The organism is Lactobacillus selangorensis (assembly GCF_001437205.1).
GTDB classification, from domain to species: Bacteria; Bacillota; Bacilli; order Lactobacillales; family Lactobacillaceae; genus Paralactobacillus; species Paralactobacillus selangorensis.
In genome coordinates, this window is sequence record NZ_JQAZ01000005.1 from 13994 (window position 1) to 40167 (window position 26174).

Consider the following 26174-nt stretch of genomic DNA (forward strand, 5'->3'; position numbering starts at 1 on the left):
ACATAGGAGGTCGGACAAAATGACAGCTGCAGAAAAATTAACAATCAAATTGAATCACATTGTTCTCGTCAAAGGCTTTGAGCAATTATCGATGACGCAATTAGCTAAATTGGCCGGTGTCAGTCGGGCGACGCTTTATGCTTATTTCAAAAATAAGGATGAGATTGTCCGTTCCGTCGTCGATCGGCATGACCAGTTTATTCAGCAGCATGCAATCCCCACCGAGATTAAGGCGGAAGATGTGCCGACCGTTTTGCTGAATGCCCTGCTGGTTATCGGTTCGACGACCGACCAGTTCGAACAGGAACTGCAGCACAGCATGCCGCAGCTCTATCGGACGTTCTATCAGACTTATCGCCATTATTTAGCTGATTTGGAAGCTTATTATGCGCAGGCTGAACAGCAAGGCATTATGCGCACCGACGCCCATCCCCACTATTTAGTCTTTCAGAATATTCTGAATGTGCGGGGGACCCTGAAACAGGTCGAACAGCATCATCTGACCCTTGAAAAAGGCGCCCATTTCTTACGGGACTATTTCCAAGTCCAGCTAACAGTACTTTTCAAGCTCGACCAGCCGCTGCTGCCCGCTGCACTCGTCCAGCGCATTTTGGCCGAATATGAAGCAACTTATTCGTTATTTTAAAAAGGATGTGACATTCGTCACATCCTTTTTTTAACCTTTTTGATGAATCGATTGCAAAATCAATTCATCAATTTCAACGTTGCCGGGCTGTTCGATGGCATAAGCAACAGCATTCGCAATATCTTTTGTGACCAGTCCAGCATTCAGTTCGGCATTATGCACTGATTTCTGGACTTCTGGGTTGGATGAACCGGTATATAGATTAGTGCTGACGTTGCCTGGTGAAATCATGGCTACCCGAATACATTTCGTCGGTCCTTCTTCAGCCCGCAGTCCATTCATGATGGCTCGCAAGGCATATTTAGTGCCAGCATAGACAGCATTGCCTGGCGACACCCGATGACCAGCAATTGAATCAGTGGCAATAATCTGACCGCCACCCTGTTGCTCCATGATTGGAATCACTTCACCAATCGCATACAGAACACCTTTGAGGTTGACATCAATCGTTTGATCCCATTCATGATACTTGTTTTCACGGAGATACGACAACGGCATCAACCCTGCATTGGCAAATAAGACATCAATCTTGTGAAATTTTTCTAAGGCGAACTGAACTAGGGCCGCCACCTGACCATGGTCGGTGACATCGGTGACGCAGTAAACGGCTGTCCCGCCGGCTTGGTTGATCGTATCGGCAACCTGTTTCAGCTTGGCTTCATTACGGGCCGCTAAAACAATTTTAGCGCCTTTTTGGGCCAGCACACGTGCGGTTTCAGCTCCAATTCCGCTGGATGCCCCTGTAATCACGATCACTTTATCTTTCGTTTCCGTCATTTCAAAGCCCCCCCTTTTAACTTGTCTTCAGTATAAATCGGGGCGGCTGAAAAAGTTTGAAATGACGAACAAACCGCCGTTTAAGCAGTCAAATTGCTGATTGTATTGGTCAGCCACTGGCAATAATCCTGTTCACGGCTGATTGCATGCTGCAGAATCAAAAAATGCCCATAGGCTTCAATGTGTGCGGCGTCCGGAAATTTCTGTGCCATTTGGTCCTGCAAATGATTGCGTTTCTGCTGGTGCAGCTGCAACTGTGTCGTCAGCATCGGCAATAAGCGTCCATCCTGCCGGTCGCGAATAAAATATAATTTTAAAATGAATTCATCTTTGTTGGCATTCAGTTTTGTCACCGGCTCATTGAGCCAATCGGCCAGCTCCTGTTGGCCGTCCGGAGTGATTGCATACCGTTTTCGTTCCAATTTTTCGCCGGTCACTTCTAATTGGTGAGTAATCAGCTGATCGTGTTCCATCCGTTTTAATAAGGGGTAAATCTGGCTGTGCTGTGCCAACCAGAACTCCCCAATATCCGAATCGAAAGCCTTAGTCAGCTCATAACCGGTCACCGGCCGTTCGTTAATCAGCCCTAGAATGATGTATTTTAAAGTATTTCGTTGTGCCATGATATTTCTCCTTGACGAATAATTGGCTTCAGTATATCATAATCAAGTCGACACAATCATGTAATTATTTACATGTTTTTAATTACTTAATTTTAGGAGGAACATTCACATGACAAATAAGAATCACATGGATAAACATTTCACTACTTTAGATGATTTTTTAGGCACCCACTTTATTTACACTTATGACAACGGCTGGGAATACGAATGGTATGCTAAAAACGATCACACCGTTGATTATCGGATTCACGGCGGCATGGTCGGCGGACGCTGGGTCACTGATCAGCCAGCCGATATCGTCATGCTGACAGCCGGTATTTACAAAATCTCATGGACAGAACCAACTGGTACCGATCTGGCCCTTGATTTTCTGCCGAATGAATTGAAACTGCACGGCACGATTTTCTTCCCGAAATGGGTCGAAGAGCATCCTGAAATCACGGTCACTTATCAGAACGAACACATTGATTTAATGCATGAATCCCGTGAAAAATACGCCACCTATCCTAAATTAGTCGTGCCTGAATTTGCCCAAATCACCTACATGGGCGATGCCGGTCAAAATAACAACGCCGTCATCAGCGAAGCACCCTATGCCGGAATGCCGAATGACATTCGCAATGGCAACTACTATGATGACCATTACCAGCGCTTGAATAAATAACATCAAAAAAGGGGGAGCGTGACAGAAGTCGCTTTTTGACTTCGTTGTCACGCCCCCGCGAGGACAGCTAGGCATTTACTAGCTTTGTAAAAGCTAGTAAATGCCAGATGGCTACCGCGTTTAGCAAATTTATACTGTTAAAACAAAAATGACTCTTTAAATGCAATTTTTGCATTTAAAGAGTCATTTTTCGTGAAAGAGACACCTATGTCTCAGCTTTTTTTGTTATGCTTTCAACGCTGCTTCAACATCCGGTAGAATCGTTTCCGGCTTTGTTTTCGGTGAATAACGATGCAGCACATTGCCGTTGCGATCAATCAAAAATTTGGTAAAGTTCCATTTGATGCGGCCCGAATCAGTGGCTTGTTTGAGATAAGCAAACAACGGATCTTCGTCATCGCCGTTGACGCGCACTAGTTTCGTCATTGGAAATGTCACGCCGTAATGGACCTGACAGTAATCACTTGTTTCCGCATCCGTCTTCATTTCCTGATGAAACTGATTGGATGGCAGTCCTAATATAGCGAGCCCCTGATCATGATACTGCTGATACATGGCTTCGAACCCTTTCAATTGCGGGGCAAAGCCGCATTTGCTCGCCGTGTTCATGACCAGTAGCACTTGGCCGCGATATTGGCCGAAGTCAATTGGAGCGCCATTCATTTCTGTTTCTTTGAAATCGTAAATACTTGTCATCTCAGCCACCTCCAGTAGATTTAGGATCAGTATACCAACTTTGCCGCTTTGAAAACCACTTTCTGATAAATTTTAAACAGATTGGGCTAATTTTTTCTTCAAAAATTGACTATTTTGACGGGCTGAATAGCCATTGACGGCATACGGCCCCTTTGAATCCCGATATTGAGCCAGTGTCGGCGCCTTAAATCCTTGTGTGCGAATCATTTGCGTCCGCCACACCGGATCACTAGCACGATATTGAACATCGAGCCGGCGGTGGGTGGCATCATTACGACATGCGTAATTAAAACTAGCCCCATTGACGACGCCATTCAAAGTACCGTCCAAGATGTTTGTAAAACGGCCGGTACTATCCAAAATAAATTCAGCATGGAATCCGACTGTGACTTTGAGATTGCCCGTTCCGCTCGGCAAAGCACCCTGACCATGATTGCTGCGCTTTTGATGATAACGGTCCGACTCGCTGAAAGAGTACAAAAAGTGCGGCAATGTCCGTAAATAATGCGCTAATTTTTCCTGATCTGTCGCACCAGCATAATGCGTCTGTACAAACTCGGCCTGCTGCAGTGAAATCACATACCGCAGCTGATGCACCTGTTTTCCCAATGAACCTTCCAAATACTGCGGGTGGGGAAAGGCTAACTGCACCGTTCGGCTCAAACTGCGCCAGAAAAATGCTTGCGGCGCCAAATCGGTTCCTAAACGAACTACTAACTGATTGACCTGACTGCGATTGTTGGCCAACTCATTCGGAAATTCGAGCTGCGCAAGCAAAAACCGTAATTTATGCTGGGCTCGTCGGGTGTTGCCCATGGGCCGCCAAAGCCACCAAATCAGGCGCCAAAAATGACGCCTGTGTTTCCAATTAACAAAAACGGTGCTTATTTTTTTGAATTGACGCATTGCTTACTCCCCCAAGCGTTTGCTAATTTAAACTTGCCAAACTTGACACGCATGTTAAAGTAAATTTATTAAACAAATTTGGTTACTACGTATAAAAAAATTTATTCACCTCATTTGACAAGACTACAATTTAAAGAATTATCCTTTTACAATGACCTCAGTCAGAACTTCATGGCTGGGGCCTTTTTTTATGGAAAAGTGCCGCCCCTGAACCTGGCAGAAATGAAGGGCCCTTCATTTTAAAACAAACAGTTGAATGCAAATGACGGTCTGCACTGAACTATGCAACGATGAATGTCATCGTCAAGGCGGACCGCATTTCAGCAAATTGTGCCAGTTTGATAAACTGACACGGGGTTTTTAAAAAGGGGGATATCACAAAAATGGATAAAGACCTGCTTCAAGAGTCTTATGCGCAAATTTATGACTTGCTAGGTGAAGAAGCCATGCAAAAAGTCTTCGAACTTTATCGTGGCCGGCAGATTTCGTTTCCGATGCGGCTTTACGACCGTAATAAGGTCATGCACCGCATTTTAAAGGAATACAACGGACACAACATTTCGGAATTGACGCATAAATACAATTACTCGCAACGCTGGATCCGCCAAGTCATCAATAAAGAAAAGGGGAAATCAGATGCAAAATAAACAGGCTTCCAATCAAGATCCATTCGCACGCTACAACATCATGGGCATTTCCGGCTTCGCACTGGCTTTTATCGACCTTGCCTTCCCGTTGAGCGTCGTCACCGGATTCAGTATTTGGGTACTCGGTTTAATCTTGTCAATCATCGGTGTCTTTAGAAAACCACGTGGTTTTGCAATTGCCGGCATTATCCTGTCAATCATTACCATCATCGTCGCAATTATGCGCAGCTTCTTTTAACTTAGATAAGGAAGCTCCCCTGATTGCACGTTAGCAGTTTTTTGCAGTAAATCCGGCCATGAAGATGCATAAATTTATTGTTTCGGTCATTAAATCTTCATGGCCTTTTTTGTCGCAACACATTTGGAGGCAGTTCAATGAAAAAAGCATCACAACTATTTACAACCGTTTTAAAAGATATTTTTGCATCCTTGCCACTTAGTTTCTGGATTCTGAATTATATTGTCGCCGGCGGACTTTCGTTACTCGTCCTCGTTATTTTCGTCGGCAACTTCAATAATGGTCACCCATTCGTGATGAACCTGCTGACCATTTTGCTTTTTTTGATAAGTGCCTTTTTTACCCCCGTTGTGTGGGGCGTGATTCGGATTCATCGTATTTTGAATCATAAATCAACCTTAAGTTTACGAAACGACCTGCATATTTACAATCGGCTTAAACAAGATGCCATTAACAAACGTGAGGTGGCCCGCTTTTACGATGTCATTCGAGCCGGCAACACATACCATGAAGTTGCCTATCAGGATAAAGTAGTCGGTCATGATGTGGCCGCCGAAACACGAGCCGGTATCAAAGGTTTCGGAATCTATCTTAAATATTTCCTCTTTCTTTGTCTTTATTCTGGAATTTGGGTGTTTGGCTACATCGTCGGACCAGTTACGATGCTGCTGTTAATGAGTAAATATCAAAATGCTAGTCGCGATTAACGCATTGGGAGGCGTTCACATGAAAAAAGGACTTTTAATTGGCGGCGCATTATTCAGCATCGGCCTAGCTGGTGTCACTTTTCAGCAGCCGCATCATCCGCAGGTCGTCCAAGCGGCCGCCAAGCAGACATCTTACCTGCCCTACCGGATTTATCAATACAGCAAACCAAAGGGACTCGCCAAAGTCGTCGGTGCCTACACAATTCGCACCAAAACAGAACAATTATGGCTGAACATCAAGCAAAATGGCCAGTACACCCTCTTCACTCAAGTCAGCGGCACACTGCCAAGTGATACTGACCAGGCCAAGACTTACTTTGATGCCCAGAATCAATATCGGACCACGACCACACCGGTTCAATCGTCCTTATCAACCGGCGTAGTTGAAAAGAAATTCGGACGCTTCGTGCTCGCTGATCTGAACCAGCTAGACAACCTTTTGCTGCCGGACCAAACCGGCAAACTCGTCTTGACGACTTCGTACACCACCCAAGCCAACATTCGCAGTTTCGATTCGAACAGTAATGTCAATTACATTGATGCCCACACGATGCATACGCCGAATATCAACTACGAACAAGCTTATAAAAAGATGCCGCAAATCGCCGCTGATGGTACACGGCTGACTTTCATCGGTCTCAACACACCTGATTCAACGACCGCAAAAGGAACCCTGACCAAAGTCAAGACAGTCCCAAGCAAAGTGAAAAAGAGCATCTATCAAGTAGCTCCGCAGCTCAAGAAGAAGCCGCACTTTACCAATTTGAATCAATTTTTCCAATACGTTGTCCCTGGCACCACCAATATCGTTGCTGACCATTATACAGCGATTGATCCAGCTAAATTAAAAGGCGGTTATACGGAAAACGGGAAAGCCGTCAAAGTTAAATATGCTTTTGGCGAGATTGAAGATACGGACGATCCGGCCAATAATACCCAGATTGCTTATGCAACCGATGGCAAAAAGATTTATGTGCCGGTCGATCAGGATCGTTTAGTCAGCGATGACGGTGCGCTCGATTGGCGGGTTGCCACCGCTCAAGATTTTAACTAACACTATGGAGGCGTCAAACAAATGAAACGCAAAAAAATATTTAGTCTGCTGCTGGCTTTAGGGGCACTCCTTTTGATGGTCGCCCTCAGCGGCTGCGGCAAACAGCAAAGCGAACAGCTTTACAGCGGCAAAAAGAAAATCGTCAGTCAGCTTTTGCAAGATAAAGAACCACGTATCTGGTATGTCTTTCAGACCGAGTACGCCGACCATCGTTCGAAGCAATTAGCCATTACCGACATTCCGACTAAGATCATCGTCGTTCAAGATGGCAAGGATCATGTTTATGAAAATGACCAGGAAGGCTATAATGACGATTATTCTTACGATTTCGGCAAATTATCCAAAATGTCGACGGCGGCCGTCATTAAATATGCCAAAAAAGCCGATCGGGCCTATTTCAAAGGTAATCAAGCCGATAATATCAAATACTTAAAGAGCTCTTCGGAAGACGGGCTATCCAATAAAGCCCTCCAGCGCAGTGTGAATTTCATTAAACAGGCCAAGTATCAAAATCCCAGCCACACGATCAATGGGTACGGCCATCTCGATTCAACCGGCAATAAATTAAGCTATGAATACATCAATTTTGTTCAGAGCGACGTGCTGTATGATAACCTCAGCAAAAAAGCCCTCATCAGCAAAGTCGGTAAAAAATCATACGACCGCAACGACGATTTCTTTGTTCAGCAGAGCTCGACTAACATCCTGTGCGGCGAAAGGGTTGCCGATCAAATTTATGATACAACCATGGTGGGTTACTATAACCACGAGGATGATTCATCTGATTCCTATACAACTGTGACCCCTATCCCGACAAAACAGTATCAAAAGAATAAACTGATTATCAAGATGGACGGACCTAAAGATAAAGGTGTCGGATCGGATCCGGCTTAATTCAAAGGAGGCGCACTGATGCGCAAAAGTATCCTTGTGGCGAGTTTGCTGATGGGCTCGCTCGTCTTGGGCGGCTGTCAGAATAATCGCTCGACAGCAAAATCATCAGACAGCTCGTCAAAAACAACGACGGTTTCATCTTCGTCGAAGAAACAGGCTGTTTCAAGTTCAACCACAAAAACAGCATCAACCTACACATTAAACTGGAACGCTGCCAAACAGAAACAAATGAACACGTTCATGCAGCAGTTCGGCCAGAAAATGAATCAAAGTTATCAACCGGTGGATAAGTCGACGACGGTCAAGTGGTTCAATCATACCTTAAGTGTTCTGATGCAGAACAATCAAATTGTCGTGAATGGGACAACGACAAAGGTCGCTTGGTTCCCGACAAAAGGCAGCGCCACTGCGACCAACATTGTCGCCAGCTATGTTGACTCATCCAATCACATTTTATACTTAATGACCGAAACGAAAGACGGCCAAAATCAAGTTCTCGTCACTCAGGAAGACGTCAATGCTGATGGCCTGCTGGTCACCAAACCAACGACTAATCAGAGTCTGACCAGTGACTATCAGGCCGCCATGGCTGGCAAGAATGCGCCAGCTTCGAACAGCACGGCTGATTCCAAAACAACTGCTGCCTTCAGCTTTCCCAGTGAATATATCGGCAGCTGGTATGCTTACAACGATGATGGGAGTGAAAGCACAATCACCTTCACAACCAATACAATCACAACAGCCACACAGGGCGATACCGACCCGGTCGAAACGTTCCATAGCGATAGTGAAATGACTGCCAATGATAAAACCCGGATTAAAGAAGGCGATGGCGGCAGCGCCAACTTAGAAGACGCTGCTCGTCGTAACTGGTATAAAGCCGCTACTACCACCGTCAATGGCAAAGAGATGCTGCAAGTCGGTGTCTGGTATGCTTACCGTGGCAATCAGTTCTCCTACTATCACGTTCAAAATGACACAATCAATGGTCAATCTGTCCCGACTCTCTATCTTTATGATGAACAAGGTGCACAAACCGGCCAGGAACTGGTTAAATACCACAAAATGGGCGGCAATCAGCAATACTTCGGTTAATTAAAAAAAGTTTTCCACAAACACTGTGGAAAACTTTTTTTATTGAGCTTGTTCAATGTGCCGGCTGGGCGTGTACCACAATAAAGAATTCACCAGAAAACCGACGAACACAAATGGCGGCCACAAAAATACCAGCCCGAGAATCACAAAATTATTCAGCATCGACACATACTCGCGATTCTGATGGACAGCCCGCACATCCTCAGGGTCAGCTTTAACGACCACATTACGCAGCCACAAGAACGAAAAGTTAAAGGCGATAATATCGAGTTCATACAGACATGCCGCCGGAACGGCCCGAATATCGGACCCAAACCAAGCCGTAACGGCCGGCAGCAATGACAAGAAGAATAAAAACGTCAAGTTAGCCCACAGCACGCCGTCAGTCACCCGTTTCACATTCAAAAACAAATGATGGTGGTTAATCCAGACAGTCGCGACCGTCGCAAAACTCATCACATAGGCCGAAAAAATCGGCAGGACATTGCGCAGCGCCGCCCAGCTATGATTTGCTTCAGGCAGACGAATATCGAGCACTAAAATGGTAATGATAATGGCAATTACCCCATCCGTAAAAGCTTCCAGCCGTGTTTTCGGCATTCTGAAGACTCCTTTTTTAAACTGATTGATGCAGCGGATCGATTACTTCCAGAAAATGAAACTGCTGGTCGGCGTATGTAAAATGCAGGAGCGAACAGTTGGCAAAGTGAATATGCCCCATGATTTCGCTGTTAGGAATCCAATTTTGCAGAAACATGTAGGATGCCCCAGCATGACTGACGGCCAAAACTCGTTCATGGCCCGGCTGCTCCATCACTTTAGTGAGCGTTGCTTTCATGCGCTTGCTGACCTGCTGATCGGATTCGCCCCCATACTGGACGAAGAAATCCCCATAGAATTCTTTATCAGACTTTGGCTTAGGATTTAATACTTCGCTTTCACCTTCAAAGACACCAAAATTCTGCTCTTTCAAGCCTTTTAAACGTTTGTACGGCTGATTCGTTACTAATTCTAACGTATCACTCGCCCGCTCCTGTGTCGACGAATACGCATGATCAAAGGTGATGTGATGGGCCGTTAAATACTGCCCCACTTTTTTGGCATCGGCAATGCCTTGTGCCGTCAACGGCGAATCACTGGCCCCTTGGATGCGGTGCAAGCGATTAAAAAGCGTTTCGCCATGCCGCATGAGATATAATTCTTTCATCTGAAAATCCCCCTTCGCACTTACCTTCTTTCAGTTTACCGCAATCGCTTTCAAACGACCAAGGCCAATTTCACATCGAATCGAGCCGACGGTGCTATGATGAATTTGTAAACAAAAAGGAGCGGATAATCATGATGACTGATGAAGCTAAAAATCAATTTATCAATGAACTGAAGAAAGAAAATTCTCGTAAAACTGACGATGCCAAAGAAACTGGCGACCGTCTCTTCGAAACACGGGAAGATGCCGACGAAGCCTTGAAGGTTGCTCAAGAAGCCGTCCCAGATCGCAAATTTACGATCGACCACAAGAATGGCAAGTTTATCTTAAAAGGCTAATGAACGGAATTAAAAAAGTTCGCAGCAATGCGAACTTTTTTTAGTTTCTTCAACAAAACCTTATTCACTTAATTCCGGATTTTCGGCCTGACTGCTTTCAAAAGCAGCGTCGCTCTGCTGCTGTTGTTCAGCCACGTCTTTTGACAAATAATATTTGCCGTCGGTCAGAACCGCAGCACCGCACGCACGCACCAATACGGGTGTCGCTGTGCCGTTGATTGTTTGCGTCATCACTGTATAGCTGGTCCCATCGCCATTGCTTTGATACCAGCCTCGAATGTTGATCCAGTCATGACCCCGCACATTATTTTGAGGGCTATAGGCACCCCATTCTTTTTCTTTGGTTCGATTCAGATTAGTAGGATTGCCGTTAGCAGTCGCCGTGTCTGCTGCCGAACGTTTGGTCACTCACATCGTGCAAGGTGATTGTTGTCCCGTCTTCGGTCAGTTTTGCGCCGCTGATTGTCACTGTTTTAAGCACATCGCTCCCTTGTTCATAACCATACCAAGTCCCCTCAAATCGGCTTGGAAAATTGACAGTCGGTGCATCGCCGGCTGCCGCATCTTTGGGCGCTGCTGATGAAGAGATACTGCTGCTAGCGGATGCGGACGTTTCAGCATCTGATGAAACATTCTGCCCAGCTAAGATGCTGTTAAAGGCGCCTTTAATGGCTGTATTGGCGGTTTCCTTCATGACCAGCCGTCCTTTGTCATTGACTGCCTGCTGCGAAACGAGCACACGAGCAGCCTGAGCGTGATTAACGACGAATAAATACAAAATATGCGCATCATCATCGGCATAGGCGGCAACCACATTCGTCCGGGCCTTGCTGCCTAAGTTTTGGGCTGGAAACCACTTTGTCTTTTCAACCTTGCCGCCAACTTCAATAGCACGATTTTCCTGGGCCATCTTTTTCAAACTGGCGTTGAACCAGCTCGCAGTCGTTCCCTGCTTGACCTGTGTGTAGTTCTGATTCATATTCTTCCCAAATTGAACCATGTATGCAGCCAATTGAGCTGCTTTTTTTGTGTTCCACTTCAGCCGGTAATCCTGTTTTGAAACAGAAGGTGTTACTTTAGTTGCTGCCGTTGAAGCTGATTCTGACGAGGCCGATTTGCCGGTATTATTCTGACACCCGCTCAGTACCATTCCCAACACTGCCAGCAGCAGTAATCCACTTGCTTTTTTCATCTGCACCCTCCCCTTATTGCCTTTATTATAAGCTTTCGCCACAAAAGACGACACTAAAAAACGCCGCCCACAAATAATGGGACGGCGTTTCTGTGTTAATTAAGCGACTGTGCCGGCGATTGCTGCGTTAACTGCTTTCTTTTCGGCTTCAATCAGTTTGACGTTGGTTTCAATGACACTGGTATCCATCTTGATTTCACGAGTCAGCCCTGGTGTGTTGATTTTCGGACCGAAGAAGTCCTTAAATTCCTGCAGGCGTTCCGGTGTGTGGAAGATGTTGGCGATAACGGTAATGTAAGTGGCAAATTCCATGTCGCCGCCGACCGTATCTTCGAGCCATTGCCAATCATTCCGAATCCAATCCCATGCGGCTTGCTGGCCGGCGTCATTTTGCAGAACACCTTGGAACCAGCCTCGCAGGTCTTGCGGTTTGATGACATCGGCATTTTCAAAATCGCCAATCAGCTTATCGATCAATGCAGCATCCGTCACACTCGTTAATGCGGCCCGCAAATCATTCTTGTAGCTGGCATCGGCAGACTTTTGATAATCCGTCAATAACTGGTCGAATAATTCGGCATTGCCGAAGTTCTTGATTTCATTGCTGAGTACCAAAGCACGCACATCGGCGGATAAACCAGCCAGGTTTTCACTGTTGTCGGCAAACAATTCATGGGCAGCCGAAATGGCGGCTTGATTGCCGGCATATAAAGCGGCCTTCAAAACGTACGGACGCGTCAGCGTATCATCGTTGGATTCGCCGGCTTTAGCAACCCAGCCTAATCGTTCAGCCGGTGCTGCACTTAAATCACCGAAGAGTTTCTTAACATTCGTCTCTTCATCAGAATCAGGTGTGACAAATTTCTTCAAGGTATTGGCAACTCTGTATAAGCCATCATTGACGATCGTCGATGGACTCTTCGCAAAGCGGCTCAGCAATGGCACGATCGCGGCATAAGAAATCTGGTTGCCTTCTGCCAATAAACGCAAATCCTGCAAAAGCTGAAGCTGGGAAATTGGATCTAAGTTTTCAACATCAGCCAGAATATCCTTCATCAAAGTTTCATCGTACTTGACGATATAATCGGAGTTATTGCCGACATTGAGACGGAAGGCCTGCCCGTTTTCTTGACGTAATTGCTTGTAGTCGCCCAGCGTGACCGTCTGAGTAGTCATCAGTTGCGGGACAACATCGTAATTGCCAGCCAACGGAATCTGCCATTGACGGCCGACATCCTTGCCTGCGCCGATAAAGAACTGCTTCTGCGACAAGACTAATTGGCCATCTTCAACGGAAGCCGAAACGACAGGATAACCTGGTTGTTCAAGCCATGAGTTCATCACGGCACCGACATCCAGTTTAGCAGCGGCCCCTAAAGCGGCCCACAAATCAGCGCCAGTCGCATTGCCGTACTTATGAGCACCCAGATAGTGCTTCAACCCTTTGCGCAACGCATCATCGCCGATTAAGGCCCGAACCATCACCAGCATCCGTGAGCCTTTGGCATACACAATGGCACTATCGAACAAAGCATCGATTTCAGCCGGATTGTTGACCTGAACATGGACAGACTGGACCCCATCCGTTGCATCACGCTGCAAAGCGGCTGGTGCTTCGGAAGTTTGGAAGACTTCCCAAATGTGCCAATCTGGTTCGAGCGCATCGATAGCAACATATTCCATCATGTTGGCAAAACTTTCGTTGAGCCACAAATCATCCCACCACTTCATCGTAACAAGGTCACCGAACCACTGGTGAGCTAATTCATGGGCGACAACTGTTGCAACTCGTTCCTTCATATCGAAGGCCGTATTGTCAGGATCGAGCAATAAGTAAGCTTCGCGATAGGTGACTAAGCCCCAGTTTTCCATGGCGCCTGATGAGAAGTCAGGCAAAGCCAATTGCCATGAATGTGGCAGCGGATATGGCGTTTGATAGAAGTCTTCGTAGAATTCGATTGAACGCTTGGCAATATCCAAGGCAAATTCCAATTCCTTCGGCTGATGGGCCTTAGTTGCGAATACGCCGATTTCAACGCCGCTCTTTGTCTTAGTCTTGATACTCTGCAGATCGCCGAATGCAAAGGCAATCAAATAAGAAGACATCCGCATCGTCTGATCAAAGTAATGCACACCGTCTTCAACATGGTTTTCGTTCATATTGCTGATGACCGTTTCGCCCGGTTTCTCATCGAACTTGATGGCCAAGCTGAACGTTGCCTTTGCTTCTGGTTCATCGACACATGGGAAGGCCTGACGAGCAAAAGTCGTTTCGAACTGGGTCCCGATGATTTGTTTCTTCTCGCCATTGACTTCATAGTAGGAAGGATAGATGCCCATCATTGAATCTGTTAAAGGCGCCGTATACGTAATTGCAATCACCGTTTTACCAGCATCCGGCAGCTCGATGTGCAACGCATCGGCCTTATCATCCGTTGCAAATGAAACATCCTTGCCATCTGCTTGAACGGATTCGATTGTCAGAAATTTCTGATGCAGTGAAATCGTCTTGGTTTCGGCTTCACCAGTGACTGTTGTTTTGCCGCTGATTTTTTTAGTCGCACGGTTAATATCCAGATATACATCGTAATGCTCTGGGTGGAACGTTTCATAAAAGCGTGTCAATTCTGCCATAGTTTTCTCCTTAAAATTTAATTTTTCTTTATTATACGCTTTTCGCAAGGGAGTAGATAGTGAAAAAACAAAAAGAGATTCCGAAAATCGGAATCTCTTTTGCCTAGTGTAAAACGGCCGCCAACAAGTACAAGATGGCAATGTGGCCTGGATAAAAACCGTAGAAGAAATACTTAAGTCCTTTTCCTTTGTCGCCGTTGTAAAGCCAAATCGGAATAATCGCAAAAATCATCAGCCACTGACTGGTTCCTAACACCAGATAGATCAGCGCTGTTAATGCAATCAGCAGACATTGCAGCCAGCGTTTGTTGCGGGCCAGATACAATAACGGAATCAAGAGAACCATCAGCCCGTTTTCGCTCAGCATGATTGCTGGCAAAACAATTAAGCTGACCTGCATACTGATACCGGCAATCGCTGTCGGTGCGAGCATCAGCGCAAATACGAGTCCTGAGAACAGGAACGGCAATAAGAAGATGCTCACTCCTAAAAACATTTTCCCGAACTGGTGCTGACGATGCCCGGCGCTGATCACATCGATTCCGGCCATCATGACTGTTCCGACAAATAAATCCCGGAAAATATTATTGATCAGAACAACTTGTGGCACGACCACGAATTTCTGCAGGACGGTCGTCATGATACCCATCAAGACCATCGAAACATATAAACGTGTCATATACTTCTTTTTGCTGTGCGTGTGCGAAAAACCGATCACGCTGACAAAAAAGAAAATCGTCGCCACCGGACGTCCGAACCAATCGAGCCAATCTGGGGCGCCAAATGGTTCAAACATCTGGTGCACATGATCGGCAAACATTAAAAGAATCCCCAATATTTTTAAATCAAACGTCGTTAAACCTTTTTTAAGCACGTTATTCCCTCCTGTGTTGTCATAGAATAACATAAATCACTTTCAAAAAATAGCGACGTGACAAAACTGTTAGATGGTCAATTAGTATCTTTATAAATGATTGTTTCAAAATGTTTATCGGCCAGTGCCCGCATAAAATAGCAATCCGATAAATGTTAGAATGAACGTAATGAATTCATGGAGAAAAGTATGAAAAAATTAGTGAAATTGATTTTGATTCTGCTGGGAATTGCAGCGCTGATTGGACTGGGTTATCTCGTCTACACACATTACCAATTTGATTTTGTCCTCCGTTTCCAAACGCCGCACCTTAATCGGGCCAAATGGATCGCCCGCATTCGCAATCACGGTTTTGAAGATGCGCTGCTGTTCAGCGCCATGATTGCTATTTTATCCGCCATTCCCGGACTGCCGATTTCGGTCGTCGCCGTTTTCGTCGGGGTCGGCTTCGGCCCATGGTTAGGCTTGCTGATTAATTTAATCGGCATCACCGTTGGCAATCTGTTCGATATTGGCTTATTGAAACGATTCGGATTTTCAAAAAACAACCAGCGTTCGCAGCGGTTTGTAGACGCCCTGTCGAAGCGTAAGCATCCGCTCGTCGGCATCGCACTCGGTTATATGATTCCCGTCATTCCAACCATTCTGGTCGATATTACCGCTGTTAAAATGAAAATATCCTTTCGACAAATTGTGCCGACTGTCATTGCGGGTGCACTGCCGGTTTCTTTTCTGTATGCGTTCGGCGGCGATGCCCTCTTGCGGCAGAATCCGAAGCGACTGACCGGTGCGATTATCGGGTTGCTGATTGTGATTGGGTTAGTGGCCCTCCTGCGAAAAGATTTTCAGAAGCATGAAGCTAAAAAAATGCCTTCCTAACCGACGGAGGGCATTTTTCAGTTTGATTGCTTTGCTTAAAGAGTCCATCATGAACGGCTAGAATCGTACTCAAAGCATAGTAAAAGCGTGAAACACATCCTTCACGCTTTTACTATCAATAACCGGTTTTCACGAGTTCCAGATATTGGTCCTTATCCAGGCCTGGATTGATTCGGACCCGATGCAGCTGCAATAATCCCTGACTAGCCGTTGCCAGCCCTGGTGTCGTCGTCAGAGCCATTTTATAACCAGCCTCTTTCGCAGCGGTTACCGAATCGGCATCGTAATGGCCGGCCGGATAAGCCACCGTCAAAATCGGCTGATGCAATAACTGCCGGAGTTCTGTCCGTGAATCCGCCATTTCTTTTTGCTGTTGTGCGAGCGGCATCGTATTCATGTCTAAATGCGATACCGTATGGCTCTCCATGCTAACCGTTGTTCTCGTTGCCGCCACCATTTTGTCCATTTGAGCCTTATTGATCTGCAGCGGACATTTTTGCGGATCGTTCAGCGTGCTTGTAATTAAATTGATCGTCACATACGCACCGACCGCCTTAAAAATCGGTAGTCCCTTCGTAAACATTGATTTGTAGCCATCATCGAAGGTCACCCAAACCACCTTTTTCTGCGGCAGTTTATTTTGCGTCAAAGCGATGTAAGCTTCCTTCGGCGACAAAAAATAGTAACCGGCGTCCTTGAGCCAGTGCATCTGATTGTTCAGCTGCTGCTCCGGCATCTGCAGCGAATTGCCCGTATTGATATCGTGGTACATCAAAATCGGGATGTGAACATCAGTCTGTGTATGCACCCATTTGGACAGTGGAATGCGTGTCTGGCCGTGATCAACCTGTTGTTTGACCACGGTTGTCTTAGCGCTGCTGGAGGTAGTCTGGTCAGCTTCAGCTGTGGCACGCTGCCCGCATCCTGCCAGCAACAATATCGTCAATAAAAACCCCACTCTCTTTTTCATCGGTCTCGCTCCCCAAATTAGAATTATTCCGATCTAATTCTAGAATACCGGAAAATAATTTGAAAAGCGACCAAAAAGTCCGCTCGTTGGCTTGCGAGCGGACTTTTTTCATCACAAATCGAGCTGCTTGATTGCCGCTGGCCAGTCGGCGGCCTGGCCGGAATCTAAGAGGTGGTAGAGCATAGCTGGACTGCCGTTGCCAAGCTGATCCTGTGGATAACCCTTTTGAGCGGCCAAGGCCGATTCTTCTGCTTGAATCGTCTGCACATGTTTTTCAGTTACGGGATCTTTGCCATCGGCAGCTGGCACTTTCAAAGTCGGCATCAAAAAATAAGCCGACAGCACAAAAGCCACCGCCAAACAGAGTACGCCGATGATAAGCCCCCGAACGATTCCGCCACCCTGTGAAAACAAACCGCACGCTGCCCCGACCAGAAACGTGACTACATAGACTTGGCGCCGTTTTGTTTTGCGTTCCTGATTGAATTTGAGCGTCTGAGTGTGCTTGTATTGTTGTTCGGTCTGCTGGTCCGCAATCATCTGTGTGATTCGAGCATCCTCATCTTTAAAATGCGCCAGTAATTTCAGTTGCTTGTCCACCGGCCACTCCGAAAACTGTGTTTCTGCCATTATCAAAAATCCCCCTGTTTCAAATTCATGCTGTCTGCACAACACTGTACCATTCTTAGTGAACTTCGACAAATGGACACAAAAAAAGTGCGGCAAGCCGCACTTTTTTAAGCATATAACTGGGCCACTTTTGCCTGCATGACATCATGATTCAGGAATTCATCGAGTGTCGTTTCAGCTCGTTCAACAACTCCATTGGCCGAAACTTCGACGATATGGTCGGCAATTGTCTGAATAAACTGATGATCATGCGAAGTGAACAGCAAAGAGCCATCAAATGTGATCAGCCCATCGTTCAGCGATGTAATCGATTCGAGGTCGAGATGGTTGGTCGGGTCATCCATCAAAAGGGTGTTGGCCTTTTGCAGCATCATCTTCGACAGGATGCAGCGCACTTTTTCGCCCCCAGATAAAACGGCAATTTTCTTTTCGATTTCATCACCGGAAAAAAGCATTTTGCCTAAGAAACCACGCAAGAAGGTATTGTCATCGAAACCTGGCTGGGCAAACTGCCGCAGCCAGTCGAGAATATCCAGCGAATCGTCATTGAAAGCTGAATTGGTATCCTTCGGCAGATAAGCACGCTCGCTTGTCACGCCCCAAGTAACTGAACCGGTATCTGGTGCCAAATCGCCCGCCAAAATCTGCATCATTGTGGTCGATGCCAAATCGTTGCGGGACATGATGGCGGCCTTTTCGTTCGGACGGATTACAAAGCTGATGTTATCAAGCACTTTGACTCCTTCAATCGTCTTCGACACGTTTTCGACCCGAACCAAGTCATTGCCCAACTTGCGTTCGTAATCGAACTTGATGAACGGATATTTTCGGGATGATGGCTTGAGGTCATCCAACGAAATCTTGTCGAGCTGCTTCTTACGTGAAGTGGCCTGCTTGGATTTAGAAGCATTGGCTGAAAAACGGGCAATAAAGTCCTGTAATTCTTGGATTTGTTCCTCTTTTTTACGATTCTGCTGAGCGGCCATTTTGGCGGCCAGACGGCTGGATTCCAACCAGAAATCGTAGTTGCCAACATACATTTTAATCTGGCCAAAATCGACGTCGCACATGTTGGTGCAGACCTGATTTAAGAAATGGCGGTCATGGGAAACGACAATGACAAGGTTCGGGAAATCGGCCAGGAAGTTTTCGAGCCATGTTTCCGTCTGCATATCCAGCCCGTTCGTCGGTTCATCTAATAATAAAATATCGGGTTTGCCAAACAAAGCTTGGCCTAACAAGACTTTCACCTTTTGCGGCTCAGATAATTCGCTCATTTTTTGCGCTTGCAGTGTTTCGTCGATGCCTAACGCATTCAAAAGTTGGACAGCTTCAGACTCGGCCGTCCAGCCGCCAAGTTCGCCAAACTGGTTTTCCAGTTCAGCTGCTTTGACCCCATCAGCTTCACTGAAATCCGGCTTGGCATACAATGCATTTTTCTCGCTCATAATCGCATACAATTGTTTGTGACCCTGCAAAACAGTATCAAGTACTTCGTTGTCGTCGAAGGCAAAATGGTCCTGAACCAGGCTCGACATCCGTTTGTTCGGCTCGATCGTAATCGACCCAGAAGTCGGCTGCAATTTGCCTTCCAGCAAGTGCAATAATGTTGATTTGCCGGCTCCATTGGCCCCAATCACGCCATAACAATTTCCGGCGGTGAACTTTAAATTGACGTCCTCATATAATTTGCGGCCATCCAATTGAAGGCCCATGTCGCTAATTGTTATCAAATCATCGTTCCTTTCACAATAAAAGCCAGCAGGTTGTGCTGCTGGCTGTCTGATGTAGTTTATGGTGTTATTTTATCGAGGATTAGACTGGAAGTCAATGCACTTTGTGAAATAAATCATCCGCTGCTCCATCTCACAACTAAAATAACTTTTCTCGTCAGTTCCTGATTGACGTGGATAGCTCTTCTAGTTATTCGTTAAGCTCGTTTTATGGAGCGGTAAATCGTTTCAACCGACTTTGATAAATATTATTTATTATTATAAAAACAGGCTGTCAAGCATAAATTTTCAGCGCAACGGCCGTATTATATTTTTATATAAAAATAATACCGAAACGGCCCTGTATAATAGCTTCGAACCAGAAAGGACGTCTAAAAATGAAACGATTATTCAGCTTGCTATACACCACGCTCTTTGTCTTTACTGCCACCGGCTGTCATGCGCCGCTTCCGACGCTCTTTACGGGGCTGCCGGCCCAAAATGATACTTACTACAAGCCTTTTAAAACAGATATTCACCAGTTTAGAAATGCGATGAATAGCACTCCCGTTGCCTATGGCGATATTTGGATTAGAGATGTCGCGCCGGTTGTGACCGACCGCCTCGTTAAATTCACCTATGCACCCGATTATCTGCCCGCCCGCCAAAGCCGCACCATCGACCGTCATTTTACCCGGTGGCTCAACGAACAGGGATTTCATTACCAACAGTCAGACATCATTCTTGATGGCGGTAATTTTATTTATAATGGTCAGCAGACTGCCATTATCACAACCCGGATTTTAAAGGACAATCCCGATTATTCACGACAAGGCTTAATCAAGCAGCTAAAAAAATTACTGCACCTTGAAACAATCATTTTGATTAACCCCGAACCTGGCGATGTGCTCGGCCATGCTGATGGGCAAGTCCATTTCATCCAGCCGAACGTTTTGTTCGTGGGTGATTTTGAAAACAAAGCAGCCGTTAAAAAACAAATTCGCAAGGCAGCACCGGATTTAAAGCTGGTTGACCTCCCCTCCAATTACCAAGCTGCTGGTCAATACGACCCAACTATCCCCTCCGCACGTGGTTTGTATATCAACATGCTGGAAACAGACACAGATCTTTACCTGCCACAATATGGACTCAAAACAGATCAGCAAGTGGCCAAAAAAGTGGCCCGTTACACACATAAAAAAATTCATTTAGTCGATGTCAAAGAATTATCAACTTTAGGTGGCTCCGTCAATTGCCTGACGTGGTACTGTCCGCAAAAGCTGCTGCCAACTGCCATTCACTGAAAATAAAAACGTTGGGCCAATGACTAACCAGTCCTTGCCCCAACGTTTTTTTAACGTGCCTTCAAATTTTCAAAACACAGAATATAGCCGGCAAAATCGCCCCAACGTTTACGCTGTGTAGTTGGTCCTAATTTTTCAATCCAGCTGATATCCAAATTTAATTGGGCACATTCTCTGGAGAAAATCGTCAGGCAGCTCATAAACTGATTGTGCAGATTGGTCCGAGTGCTATCTGCCGTCATCCGTTCCCCCATGTCCATGAAATTCCACTTGGTGCGCATTTGAACATAGTCCAAAGCAGCGTCAATTGTGTCACCCCACAATTCATGAAGATCCTGGTTATCCGTTTCTAGATCCTGATAAATCGCATTATAAAGATCCAAAGCTTCTTCAAATGATAATGAATCTACTTGTTTTAAATAGGTTTCATAATTGAACATGGGGAGCGCCTCCTAAAATTTCAAATCATTTTTCTGCTCTTATTGTACGCTCGTTTCTCCTAAAAAAGCCAGCAAATCAAAAAGCCGCCCTCTTCACGTTTTGCTGTGATAGAGAACGACTAAATTTGTTAAATCTTAGACTATTTTATTCCCACTCAATCGTTGCCGGCGGCTTGGAGGTAATGTCATAAATTACCCGGTTGACGTGCGGCACTTCATTGACAATGCGCACGGAAATGTTCTGAAGCACATCCCAAGGAATGCGGGCAAAGTCTGCGGTCATGCCGTCAATTGAGTTGACAGCCCGGATGCCGATCGTGTAATCGTAAGTCCGGCCGTCGCCCATGACCCCAACACTCTTGATGCCTGGCAAGACGGTAAAGTACTGCCAGATTTCACGGTCGAGACCGGCTTTTTTGATTTCGTCCCGTAAGATGGCGTCGCTGTCCCGAACGAGCTTGAGCTTGTCGGGGGTGACGGCACCGATGACACGAATGGCAAGGCCAGGACCTGGGAATGGCTGCCGCCAAACGAGGTTGTCGGGCATACCTAACTTAGTCCCCACTTCACGGACTTCATCTTTGAACAAAGTGCGCAGTGGTTCGATTAGCTTAAATGGCATGTCTTCCGGCAACCCGCCGACGTTATGATGCGACTTGATTGTTTGGGCCGTATCGGTTCCGCTTTCGATGACGTCGGTATACAACGTCCCTTGAGCTAAGAATTCGATCCCGTCAAGTTTCTTGGCTTCATCGTTGAAGACTTGGATAAATTCGTTACCGATAATCTTGCGCTTCTTTTCGGGATCGGACACACCGTCCAATTTGCCTAAGAAACGTTTTGAGGCATCAACTTCGACGATATTGAGGCCGAATTTGCCGACCAGACTATCCATGACTTCCTGGGCTTCATTCTTCCGCAATAAACCATGGTCAACAAAGATGCTGGTCAATTGATCGCCGATTGCCTTGTGCAGCAAGACACCAACGACACTGGAATCGACCCCGCCGGATAAACCAAGCAGGACCTTCTTATCACCGACCGTTTCACGGATTTTTTCAATCTGCATGTCGATGAAATCATCCATGGTCCAGTTATCACGAGCATGGCAGACATCGAAAGCAAAGTGCTTCAGGATTTCATGCCCATACTCCGTGTTCTGGACTTCGGCATGGAACTGAATCCCGTAAAACTTGCGTGCGTCATCAGCCATTGATGAGATCGGGCAGTTTTTACTTGTCGCAGTCACTTCAAAGCCGGCTGGAACTCGTTTCACTAAGTCGCCATGACTCATCCAAACAGTTTGTTCTTCAGGTAATCCTTTAAATAACACGGCGTTCGGATCAGTCACTTTGATCTGGGCGCGCCCATATTCCCGGTTATCGGCCGGCTCAACGTCCCCTTTTAAATCCTGCGTCATCAGCTGCATGCCGTAGCAGATACCCAAAATCGGAATTCCCAGATCATAGATCTCAGGATCGACTTTGAAAGCATCTTTGTCGTAAACACTATTGGGACCACCGGAGAAAATAATGCCTTTTGGTGCGATTTTACGCACTTCATCGGCCGTTATTTTATGGGATTTCAATTCGGAATAAACACCGAACTCACGAATCCGCCGGGTGATCAGCTGGTTGTACTGGCTGCCGTAATCGAGGACAATAATTTCGTCAAAAGCATCCATGGACTTTGCCACCAAATTCACTCCATTCTGTCAATTCTTTTAAATACGTTAAACCTAGTTTACTGATATTCACCGCAAACGTCAATCGCACTTAGTACTTCCGTAGATAAATTTGGTCAATCCGATGATGAGCCGTTTTATGCAGCACCACGTCGGCCCGTTTTCGTGTCGGCAGAATATAGTCATTCAGGTTCGGGAGATTGACCGTCTGCCAAACTGAATCGGCCCAATCTAAAAATTTCTGCCGCTTTTCCGGTGTCGGTGCATAAAATTCTTCGGCCGGATCATCACCAGCACGATCGATCAAAGTAGCGACACGTTCCAAAAACCATTGTTCGATTAAATCAGTCGGCGCATCGATATACAATGAAAAGTCGAAAAAGTCGCTGACAAATAGCGGCGCATCAGTCGTTAGCTGCAAGACATTGATCCCTTCGACAATCAGAATATCCGGCCGGTCAATCGTTTCAAAGCGGTCTTTGATAATGTCGTTTTCTTCATGTGAATAATACGGGGCCTGGACCGGACCTTCATTTTTCTTGACGATATTCAGAAAATAAACCAATTTCCGCATATCGTAGCTTTCCGGAAACCCTTTGCGATCGAACAGGCCTTTTTCCTTCAAAATCTGATTGGGATAAAGGAAACCGTCAGTCGTAATCTGCTGGACCTTTTTGTCCGGATAAGCTTGCTGCAGCAGCAGATTCAGCAGACGCGCTGACGTACTCTTCCCAACGGCGACACTGCCAGCGATGCCGATGATAAACGGCGCTGGATTCGGCTGCACATGGAGAAAAGCATTTTTGGCCGCCAGTTTGGTCTGATAATGCTGATAGGCCAATTTGATAAACTGCAATAACGGGGCGTACACTTCCTTGACGTCCGCTACCGAAATTTTATCGTTAACCGATTTGATTCGATTCAAGGTAGCCTGACTGACGCCGCCATCAGCTGGTTTTTCTAGCTTTTGCCATTCAGCTCTGGGAATCACATAAAAATTGAGTTTTTCCTGCATCACTTATTTCTGCTCCAACGTATAAGTTTGGGCGGCCACCTGCTTTAACAGCGGCGACAGCTCTTGGGTAGCAATCAGCGTCAGCCGGTGCATCGCCCGTGAGGCAATCGTATACAGCAGCTGCCGTTCGTCGTCTTCATGGTAATTGGCCTGCGAAGCCTCCCAGACCACAACGGCATCGAATTCGAGCCCTTTAGCCAGATAACTCGGTACGATAATTGTTCCGTCGGCCAAGCGCTGGTTTTCGGACTTGATTAACGTCGTCTTGACCTGCTTTTTCCGCAAATCGGCATAGACTTGTTCAGCTTCTTCCATCGTCTTGGTGATAATGGCCGTTGTGTACTTATCTTGATCGTTAGCTCGCAGCTGTTCGACCAGCCGGGCTAATGATTCTTCTTTTGTTTTTTCGACGGCTACGACCGGCAAATCGCCATCCCGATTGAAGGCTTCGATTTTCTGGCCGCTCTTCAGGATATCCTTGGTGAAATCGGTAATTTGTGCGGTCGAACGATACGATTGCGTCAATTGAACAACGTTAATCGTCTGATCCTTGAACAAACGCTGCACTTCATTCAACAAAGTATTGCTGCTGTCCTTGGTAAAAATAGCCTGATTGAGGTCGCCCAGTAAGGTAAACCGTGCCTTCGGAAAATTAAACTGCAAGAAGGCCAATTGATACGGTGTATAATCCTGAATTTCATCGATGAAGACAAACCGCATCGACCGGTCGCCGTGTTTGCCGACCATCAAATCATACAGATGCAGGTATGGCGTCACATCGGCCATGCTAATCTGCTTCTGCTGCATATTATCAATATAATGCTGGATACTCTTTTTCCACATCGCAGTCGTAATGCCCAACTTTTCCAAATTGGTAATCCGTGGCACCTGCCGCAAGAAATCGAGATACTGATTCTGAATCGTCAGAAAATGATTACGCTGGATGGCTCGTTGAACCTGCCGGAAAGCCAACGTGACGATTTGACAAGCATAGAATTTTTCTTCGTCATCGCCCGACTTGAATTCTCCTTTATGCTGCGACTTCAACTGCCGAATCTGATCGTCACTCAAACTTTGGATGGCCTGTGAGACCCATTCCTTCTTCATTTCATGGCTGACTTTACGGTTTAATGACTGCAGCAGTTTTTCCTTCGTCGCCGATAATCGCTGGCCTAAATGATAGTTTTCATTGAAACTATAGTAGATTTCTGCGATTTTTTCTTTGGAGAAGAAAACTTCACCCTTGAGCTTGATATCCCGAAAACGCATGCCCCGTTCATTCAAACGGGCCGCATACTTCTGGGTTACTTTAAAGAAAGCCAAGTCAGTCTTATACTTATCGACAGTCTTCTGGTCGGCTGAGACCGGCGTTTCAAACTGCTGATAGATGTTCTCGACACTGATTTTCGGCAAACGGTGGGCTGCATATTGGAAATAGGTCATCTGGACCATGTTCTGTTCGCCCAACTCCGGCAGTACGTTTTCAATATAATCATTAAACAGCTGGTTAGGTGAAAACATAATCACCTGACTCGATTTGAGGTTGCCCCGATAGCGATACAAAAGATAAGCGACACGCTGCAAGACAGCCGATGTCTTCCCAGACCCAGCGGCCCCTTGAACAAAGAGGAGATCGGATGTTGTATCCCGAATAATTTTATTCTGTTCCCGCTGAATGGTGGTGACAATACTCTTCATTTGGGTGCTGGATTTTTCATCGAGCACCTCAAGCAACATCTGATCGCCAATTGTTTCGGTCGTATCGAACATCGCTGTAATCTTGTCATGGTCAATTAAAAACTGCCGTTTTAAATTGACACTGACTTCTTGCGGGCCATCGGGTGTCTGATAGGTCACCTTGCCGATACCGCCGTCATAATAGATTGACGAAATCGGTGCCCGCCAGTCATAAATCAAAAAATGGTCATTTTCATCAGCAAATGAGCCTAACCCGATATAAATCGTTTCGGGCCCGTTTTCGCCTTTTTCTTGAAAATCGATACGGGCAAAATACGGATTTTGTTCCAGCTTCTTTAAGACATCGAGCTGCTGGTTCGAATTCTGCCACGCATTATTGCGTTCCATCAATAACTGTTGTTGTTCTTGGATCGAGGATGCAGTTTCTAAGGCTTCTGTATAGTTGCTGTAGTTAAGTTTGACGCCGTCAAAAAAGTCATCTTGGATCCGCTTCTCATCCTTCTTGGCACGAGCAATGTCTTGTGTTTCCCTTTGTTCGGCCGTTTTGATCTGCTGAACGATTGAATCCAAATGCTGCTGTTCTAATTCGCGTTCACTTTTTGCCATGGCTGCGTTTCCCCTTTTCACACAATTTGTAGTGATAATATGTT

At 46.0% G+C, this 26174-nt stretch carries 28 protein-coding genes; 11 read left to right on the forward strand and 17 right to left on the reverse strand.

Annotated features, from left to right (window positions below):
• Window positions 1-19 precede the first annotated feature (19 nt).
• A complete protein-coding gene (locus IV40_RS07145) occupies window positions 20-646 on the forward strand; it encodes a TetR/AcrR family transcriptional regulator (RefSeq protein ID WP_057770002.1) in 627 nt (208 codons plus the stop codon).
• Between the two features lie 30 nt (window positions 647-676).
• Here IV40_RS07145 and IV40_RS07150 read toward each other — a convergent pair whose 3' ends face one another.
• Window positions 677-1423 carry an SDR family oxidoreductase gene (locus tag IV40_RS07150; RefSeq protein ID WP_057770003.1) on the reverse strand — a complete coding sequence of 249 codons (747 nt, stop codon included), beginning with the start codon at window positions 1421-1423 and terminating at the stop codon, window positions 677-679.
• Between the two features lie 80 nt (window positions 1424-1503).
• Entirely contained in the window at window positions 1504-2046 is a 543-nt protein-coding gene (locus tag IV40_RS07155; protein WP_057770005.1) for a PadR family transcriptional regulator, read from the reverse strand.
• A gap of 127 nt (window positions 2047-2173) precedes the next feature.
• Between IV40_RS07155 and IV40_RS07160 the strand changes: the two genes are divergently transcribed.
• Window positions 2174-2710, forward strand: coding sequence for a phenolic acid decarboxylase (locus IV40_RS07160; protein WP_057770306.1), 537 nt, complete (start codon window positions 2174-2176; stop codon window positions 2708-2710).
• Between the two features lie 225 nt (window positions 2711-2935).
• Here the strand turns inward: IV40_RS07160 and IV40_RS07165 are convergent, their stop codons facing one another.
• Together IV40_RS07165 and IV40_RS07170 are read right to left on the reverse strand one after the other, a co-directional pair.
• Window positions 2936-3406, reverse strand: coding sequence for a glutathione peroxidase (locus IV40_RS07165; RefSeq protein WP_156404253.1), 471 nt, complete (start codon window positions 3404-3406; stop codon window positions 2936-2938).
• 72 nt (window positions 3407-3478) lie between these two features.
• Window positions 3479-4222, reverse strand: coding sequence for a DUF3114 domain-containing protein (locus tag IV40_RS07170; protein ID WP_057770013.1), 744 nt, complete (start codon window positions 4220-4222; stop codon window positions 3479-3481).
• A 473-nt stretch (window positions 4223-4695) separates the two neighbouring features.
• Here IV40_RS07170 and IV40_RS07175 point away from each other — a divergent pair, with 473 nt between their 5' ends.
• From IV40_RS07175 to IV40_RS07200, 6 genes are all read left to right on the forward strand, one after another.
• Window positions 4696-4959: a Mor transcription activator family protein gene (locus IV40_RS07175; protein ID WP_057770015.1), complete on the forward strand. Its 264-nt coding sequence runs from the start codon at window positions 4696-4698 to the stop codon at window positions 4957-4959.
• Window positions 4949-5197 carry a hypothetical protein gene (locus IV40_RS07180; protein WP_057770017.1) on the forward strand — a complete coding sequence of 83 codons (249 nt, stop codon included), beginning with the start codon at window positions 4949-4951 and terminating at the stop codon, window positions 5195-5197. Before IV40_RS07175 ends, IV40_RS07180 begins: the two co-directional genes overlap by 11 nt.
• A 137-nt stretch (window positions 5198-5334) precedes the next feature.
• Window positions 5335-5904, forward strand: a complete 570-nt coding sequence (locus tag IV40_RS07185) for a hypothetical protein (protein WP_057770019.1) — start codon at window positions 5335-5337, stop codon at window positions 5902-5904.
• 19 nt (window positions 5905-5923) lie between these two features.
• The gene (locus IV40_RS07190) at window positions 5924-6958 is read left to right on the forward strand and encodes a hypothetical protein (RefSeq protein WP_057770021.1); all 1035 of its coding nucleotides are present in this window, start codon (window positions 5924-5926) and stop codon (window positions 6956-6958) included.
• A gap of 21 nt (window positions 6959-6979) precedes the next feature.
• On the forward strand, window positions 6980-7852 hold the full coding sequence (locus IV40_RS07195) for a hypothetical protein (RefSeq protein ID WP_057770023.1): 873 nt from the start codon (window positions 6980-6982) through the stop codon (window positions 7850-7852).
• An 18-nt stretch (window positions 7853-7870) separates the two neighbouring features.
• Entirely contained in the window at window positions 7871-8947 is a 1077-nt protein-coding gene (locus IV40_RS07200) for a DUF4767 domain-containing protein (RefSeq protein WP_057770025.1), read from the forward strand.
• 39 nt (window positions 8948-8986) lie between these two features.
• Here the strand turns inward: IV40_RS07200 and IV40_RS07205 are convergent, their stop codons facing one another.
• Window positions 8987-9547 carry a TMEM175 family protein gene (locus IV40_RS07205; RefSeq protein ID WP_057770026.1) on the reverse strand — a complete coding sequence of 187 codons (561 nt, stop codon included), beginning with the start codon at window positions 9545-9547 and terminating at the stop codon, window positions 8987-8989.
• A 16-nt stretch (window positions 9548-9563) separates the two neighbouring features.
• Window positions 9564-10154, reverse strand: coding sequence for a histidine phosphatase family protein (locus IV40_RS07210; RefSeq protein ID WP_057770028.1), 591 nt, complete (start codon window positions 10152-10154; stop codon window positions 9564-9566).
• Between the two features lie 131 nt (window positions 10155-10285).
• On the opposite strand from IV40_RS07210, the gene IV40_RS07215 reads away from it, so the two are divergent.
• Window positions 10286-10492 carry a hypothetical protein gene (locus IV40_RS07215; RefSeq protein ID WP_057770029.1) on the forward strand — a complete coding sequence of 69 codons (207 nt, stop codon included), beginning with the start codon at window positions 10286-10288 and terminating at the stop codon, window positions 10490-10492.
• A gap of 60 nt (window positions 10493-10552) precedes the next feature.
• On the opposite strand, the gene IV40_RS07220 is transcribed toward IV40_RS07215, so the two are convergent.
• The 4 genes from IV40_RS07220 to IV40_RS07235 all read right to left on the reverse strand — a co-directional run bounded on the left by IV40_RS07220 (window position 10553) and on the right by IV40_RS07235 (window position 15225).
• The gene (locus IV40_RS07220) at window positions 10553-10900 is read right to left on the reverse strand and encodes a hypothetical protein (protein ID WP_057770031.1); all 348 of its coding nucleotides are present in this window, start codon (window positions 10898-10900) and stop codon (window positions 10553-10555) included.
• Entirely contained in the window at window positions 10863-11684 is an 822-nt protein-coding gene (locus IV40_RS07225; RefSeq protein ID WP_057770033.1) for a DUF4767 domain-containing protein, read from the reverse strand. The genes IV40_RS07220 and IV40_RS07225 overlap by 38 nt, the downstream gene beginning before the upstream one ends.
• Window positions 11685-11783: 99 nt before the next feature.
• Window positions 11784-14318 carry a M1 family metallopeptidase gene (locus IV40_RS07230; RefSeq protein ID WP_057770035.1) on the reverse strand — a complete coding sequence of 845 codons (2535 nt, stop codon included), beginning with the start codon at window positions 14316-14318 and terminating at the stop codon, window positions 11784-11786.
• Between the two features lie 103 nt (window positions 14319-14421).
• Entirely contained in the window at window positions 14422-15225 is an 804-nt protein-coding gene (locus IV40_RS07235; protein ID WP_057770037.1) for a TraX family protein, read from the reverse strand.
• 156 nt (window positions 15226-15381) lie between these two features.
• Between IV40_RS07235 and IV40_RS07240 the strand changes: the two genes are divergently transcribed.
• Window positions 15382-16071, forward strand: coding sequence for a TVP38/TMEM64 family protein (locus IV40_RS07240; protein WP_057770039.1), 690 nt, complete (start codon window positions 15382-15384; stop codon window positions 16069-16071).
• 115 nt (window positions 16072-16186) lie between these two features.
• On the opposite strand, the gene IV40_RS07245 is transcribed toward IV40_RS07240, so the two are convergent.
• From IV40_RS07245 to IV40_RS07255, 3 genes are all read right to left on the reverse strand, one after another.
• Window positions 16187-17041, reverse strand: coding sequence for a polysaccharide deacetylase family protein (locus IV40_RS07245; RefSeq protein WP_057770041.1), 855 nt, complete (start codon window positions 17039-17041; stop codon window positions 16187-16189).
• A gap of 111 nt (window positions 17042-17152) precedes the next feature.
• Complete coding sequence (locus IV40_RS07250; protein ID WP_057770043.1) at window positions 17153-17671, reverse strand: hypothetical protein; 519 nt, start codon at window positions 17669-17671, stop codon at window positions 17153-17155.
• A gap of 107 nt (window positions 17672-17778) precedes the next feature.
• Window positions 17779-19404 (reverse strand): ABC-F family ATP-binding cassette domain-containing protein, encoded by a 1626-nt coding sequence (locus IV40_RS07255; protein ID WP_057770045.1) that lies wholly within the window; start codon window positions 19402-19404, stop codon window positions 17779-17781.
• A gap of 377 nt (window positions 19405-19781) precedes the next feature.
• On the opposite strand from IV40_RS07255, the gene IV40_RS07260 reads away from it, so the two are divergent.
• On the forward strand, window positions 19782-20687 hold the full coding sequence (locus tag IV40_RS07260; protein ID WP_082617944.1) for an agmatine deiminase family protein: 906 nt from the start codon (window positions 19782-19784) through the stop codon (window positions 20685-20687).
• 50 nt (window positions 20688-20737) lie between these two features.
• Here IV40_RS07260 and IV40_RS07265 read toward each other — a convergent pair whose 3' ends face one another.
• The 4 genes from IV40_RS07265 to helD form a co-directional block, all read right to left on the reverse strand.
• A complete protein-coding gene (locus tag IV40_RS07265) occupies window positions 20738-21127 on the reverse strand; it encodes a hypothetical protein (RefSeq protein ID WP_057770047.1) in 390 nt (129 codons plus the stop codon).
• Window positions 21128-21272: 145 nt separating this feature from the next.
• Window positions 21273-22811, reverse strand: coding sequence for a glutamine-hydrolyzing GMP synthase (gene guaA / locus IV40_RS07270; protein WP_057770311.1), 1539 nt, complete (start codon window positions 22809-22811; stop codon window positions 21273-21275).
• A gap of 91 nt (window positions 22812-22902) precedes the next feature.
• On the reverse strand, window positions 22903-23826 hold the full coding sequence (gene coaA / locus IV40_RS07275) for a type I pantothenate kinase (protein WP_057770314.1): 924 nt from the start codon (window positions 23824-23826) through the stop codon (window positions 22903-22905).
• A gap of 3 nt (window positions 23827-23829) precedes the next feature.
• Window positions 23830-26130: an RNA polymerase recycling motor HelD gene (helD, locus tag IV40_RS07280; RefSeq protein WP_057770049.1), complete on the reverse strand. Its 2301-nt coding sequence runs from the start codon at window positions 26128-26130 to the stop codon at window positions 23830-23832.
• Window positions 26131-26174: the final 44 nt, after the last annotated feature.

Excerpts from the sequence above, each read along its gene's own strand:
- IV40_RS07230 (WP_057770035.1), bottom strand. The coding sequence starts at position 14,318 with ATGGCAGAATTGACACGCTTTTATGAAACGTTCCACCCAGAGCATTAC.
- IV40_RS07145 (WP_057770002.1), top strand. The coding sequence starts at position 20 with ATGACAGCTGCAGAAAAATTAACAATCAAATTGAATCACATTGTTCTC.
- coaA (WP_057770314.1), bottom strand. The coding sequence starts at position 23,826 with ATGCAGGAAAAACTCAATTTTTATGTGATTCCCAGAGCTGAATGGCAA.
- IV40_RS07215 (WP_057770029.1), top strand. The coding sequence starts at position 10,286 with ATGATGACTGATGAAGCTAAAAATCAATTTATCAATGAACTGAAGAAA.
- IV40_RS07235 (WP_057770037.1), bottom strand. The coding sequence starts at position 15,225 with ATGTTATTCTATGACAACACAGGAGGGAATAACGTGCTTAAAAAAGGT.
- IV40_RS07265 (WP_057770047.1), bottom strand. The coding sequence starts at position 21,127 with ATGTTCAATTATGAAACCTATTTAAAACAAGTAGATTCATTATCATTT.
- IV40_RS07205 (WP_057770026.1), bottom strand. The coding sequence starts at position 9,547 with ATGCCGAAAACACGGCTGGAAGCTTTTACGGATGGGGTAATTGCCATT.
- guaA (WP_057770311.1), bottom strand. The coding sequence starts at position 22,811 with ATGGATGCTTTTGACGAAATTATTGTCCTCGATTACGGCAGCCAGTAC.
- IV40_RS07190 (WP_057770021.1), top strand. The coding sequence starts at position 5,924 with ATGAAAAAAGGACTTTTAATTGGCGGCGCATTATTCAGCATCGGCCTA.
- IV40_RS07155 (WP_057770005.1), bottom strand. The coding sequence starts at position 2,046 with ATGGCACAACGAAATACTTTAAAATACATCATTCTAGGGCTGATTAAC.
- IV40_RS07245 (WP_057770041.1), bottom strand. The coding sequence starts at position 17,041 with ATGAAAAAGAGAGTGGGGTTTTTATTGACGATATTGTTGCTGGCAGGA.
- IV40_RS07225 (WP_057770033.1), bottom strand. The coding sequence starts at position 11,684 with ATGAAAAAAGCAAGTGGATTACTGCTGCTGGCAGTGTTGGGAATGGTA.
- IV40_RS07250 (WP_057770043.1), bottom strand. The coding sequence starts at position 17,671 with ATGGCAGAAACACAGTTTTCGGAGTGGCCGGTGGACAAGCAACTGAAA.
- IV40_RS07160 (WP_057770306.1), top strand. The coding sequence starts at position 2,174 with ATGGATAAACATTTCACTACTTTAGATGATTTTTTAGGCACCCACTTT.
- helD (WP_057770049.1), bottom strand. The coding sequence starts at position 26,130 with ATGGCAAAAAGTGAACGCGAATTAGAACAGCAGCATTTGGATTCAATC.
- IV40_RS07200 (WP_057770025.1), top strand. The coding sequence starts at position 7,871 with ATGCGCAAAAGTATCCTTGTGGCGAGTTTGCTGATGGGCTCGCTCGTC.
- IV40_RS07180 (WP_057770017.1), top strand. The coding sequence starts at position 4,949 with ATGCAAAATAAACAGGCTTCCAATCAAGATCCATTCGCACGCTACAAC.
- IV40_RS07210 (WP_057770028.1), bottom strand. The coding sequence starts at position 10,154 with ATGAAAGAATTATATCTCATGCGGCATGGCGAAACGCTTTTTAATCGC.
- IV40_RS07175 (WP_057770015.1), top strand. The coding sequence starts at position 4,696 with ATGGATAAAGACCTGCTTCAAGAGTCTTATGCGCAAATTTATGACTTG.
- IV40_RS07165 (WP_156404253.1), bottom strand. The coding sequence starts at position 3,406 with ATGACAAGTATTTACGATTTCAAAGAAACAGAAATGAATGGCGCTCCA.
- IV40_RS07185 (WP_057770019.1), top strand. The coding sequence starts at position 5,335 with ATGAAAAAAGCATCACAACTATTTACAACCGTTTTAAAAGATATTTTT.
- IV40_RS07150 (WP_057770003.1), bottom strand. The coding sequence starts at position 1,423 with ATGACGGAAACGAAAGATAAAGTGATCGTGATTACAGGGGCATCCAGC.
- IV40_RS07240 (WP_057770039.1), top strand. The coding sequence starts at position 15,382 with ATGAAAAAATTAGTGAAATTGATTTTGATTCTGCTGGGAATTGCAGCG.
- IV40_RS07260 (WP_082617944.1), top strand. The coding sequence starts at position 19,782 with ATGAAACGATTATTCAGCTTGCTATACACCACGCTCTTTGTCTTTACT.
- IV40_RS07170 (WP_057770013.1), bottom strand. The coding sequence starts at position 4,222 with ATGGGCAACACCCGACGAGCCCAGCATAAATTACGGTTTTTGCTTGCG.
- IV40_RS07195 (WP_057770023.1), top strand. The coding sequence starts at position 6,980 with ATGAAACGCAAAAAAATATTTAGTCTGCTGCTGGCTTTAGGGGCACTC.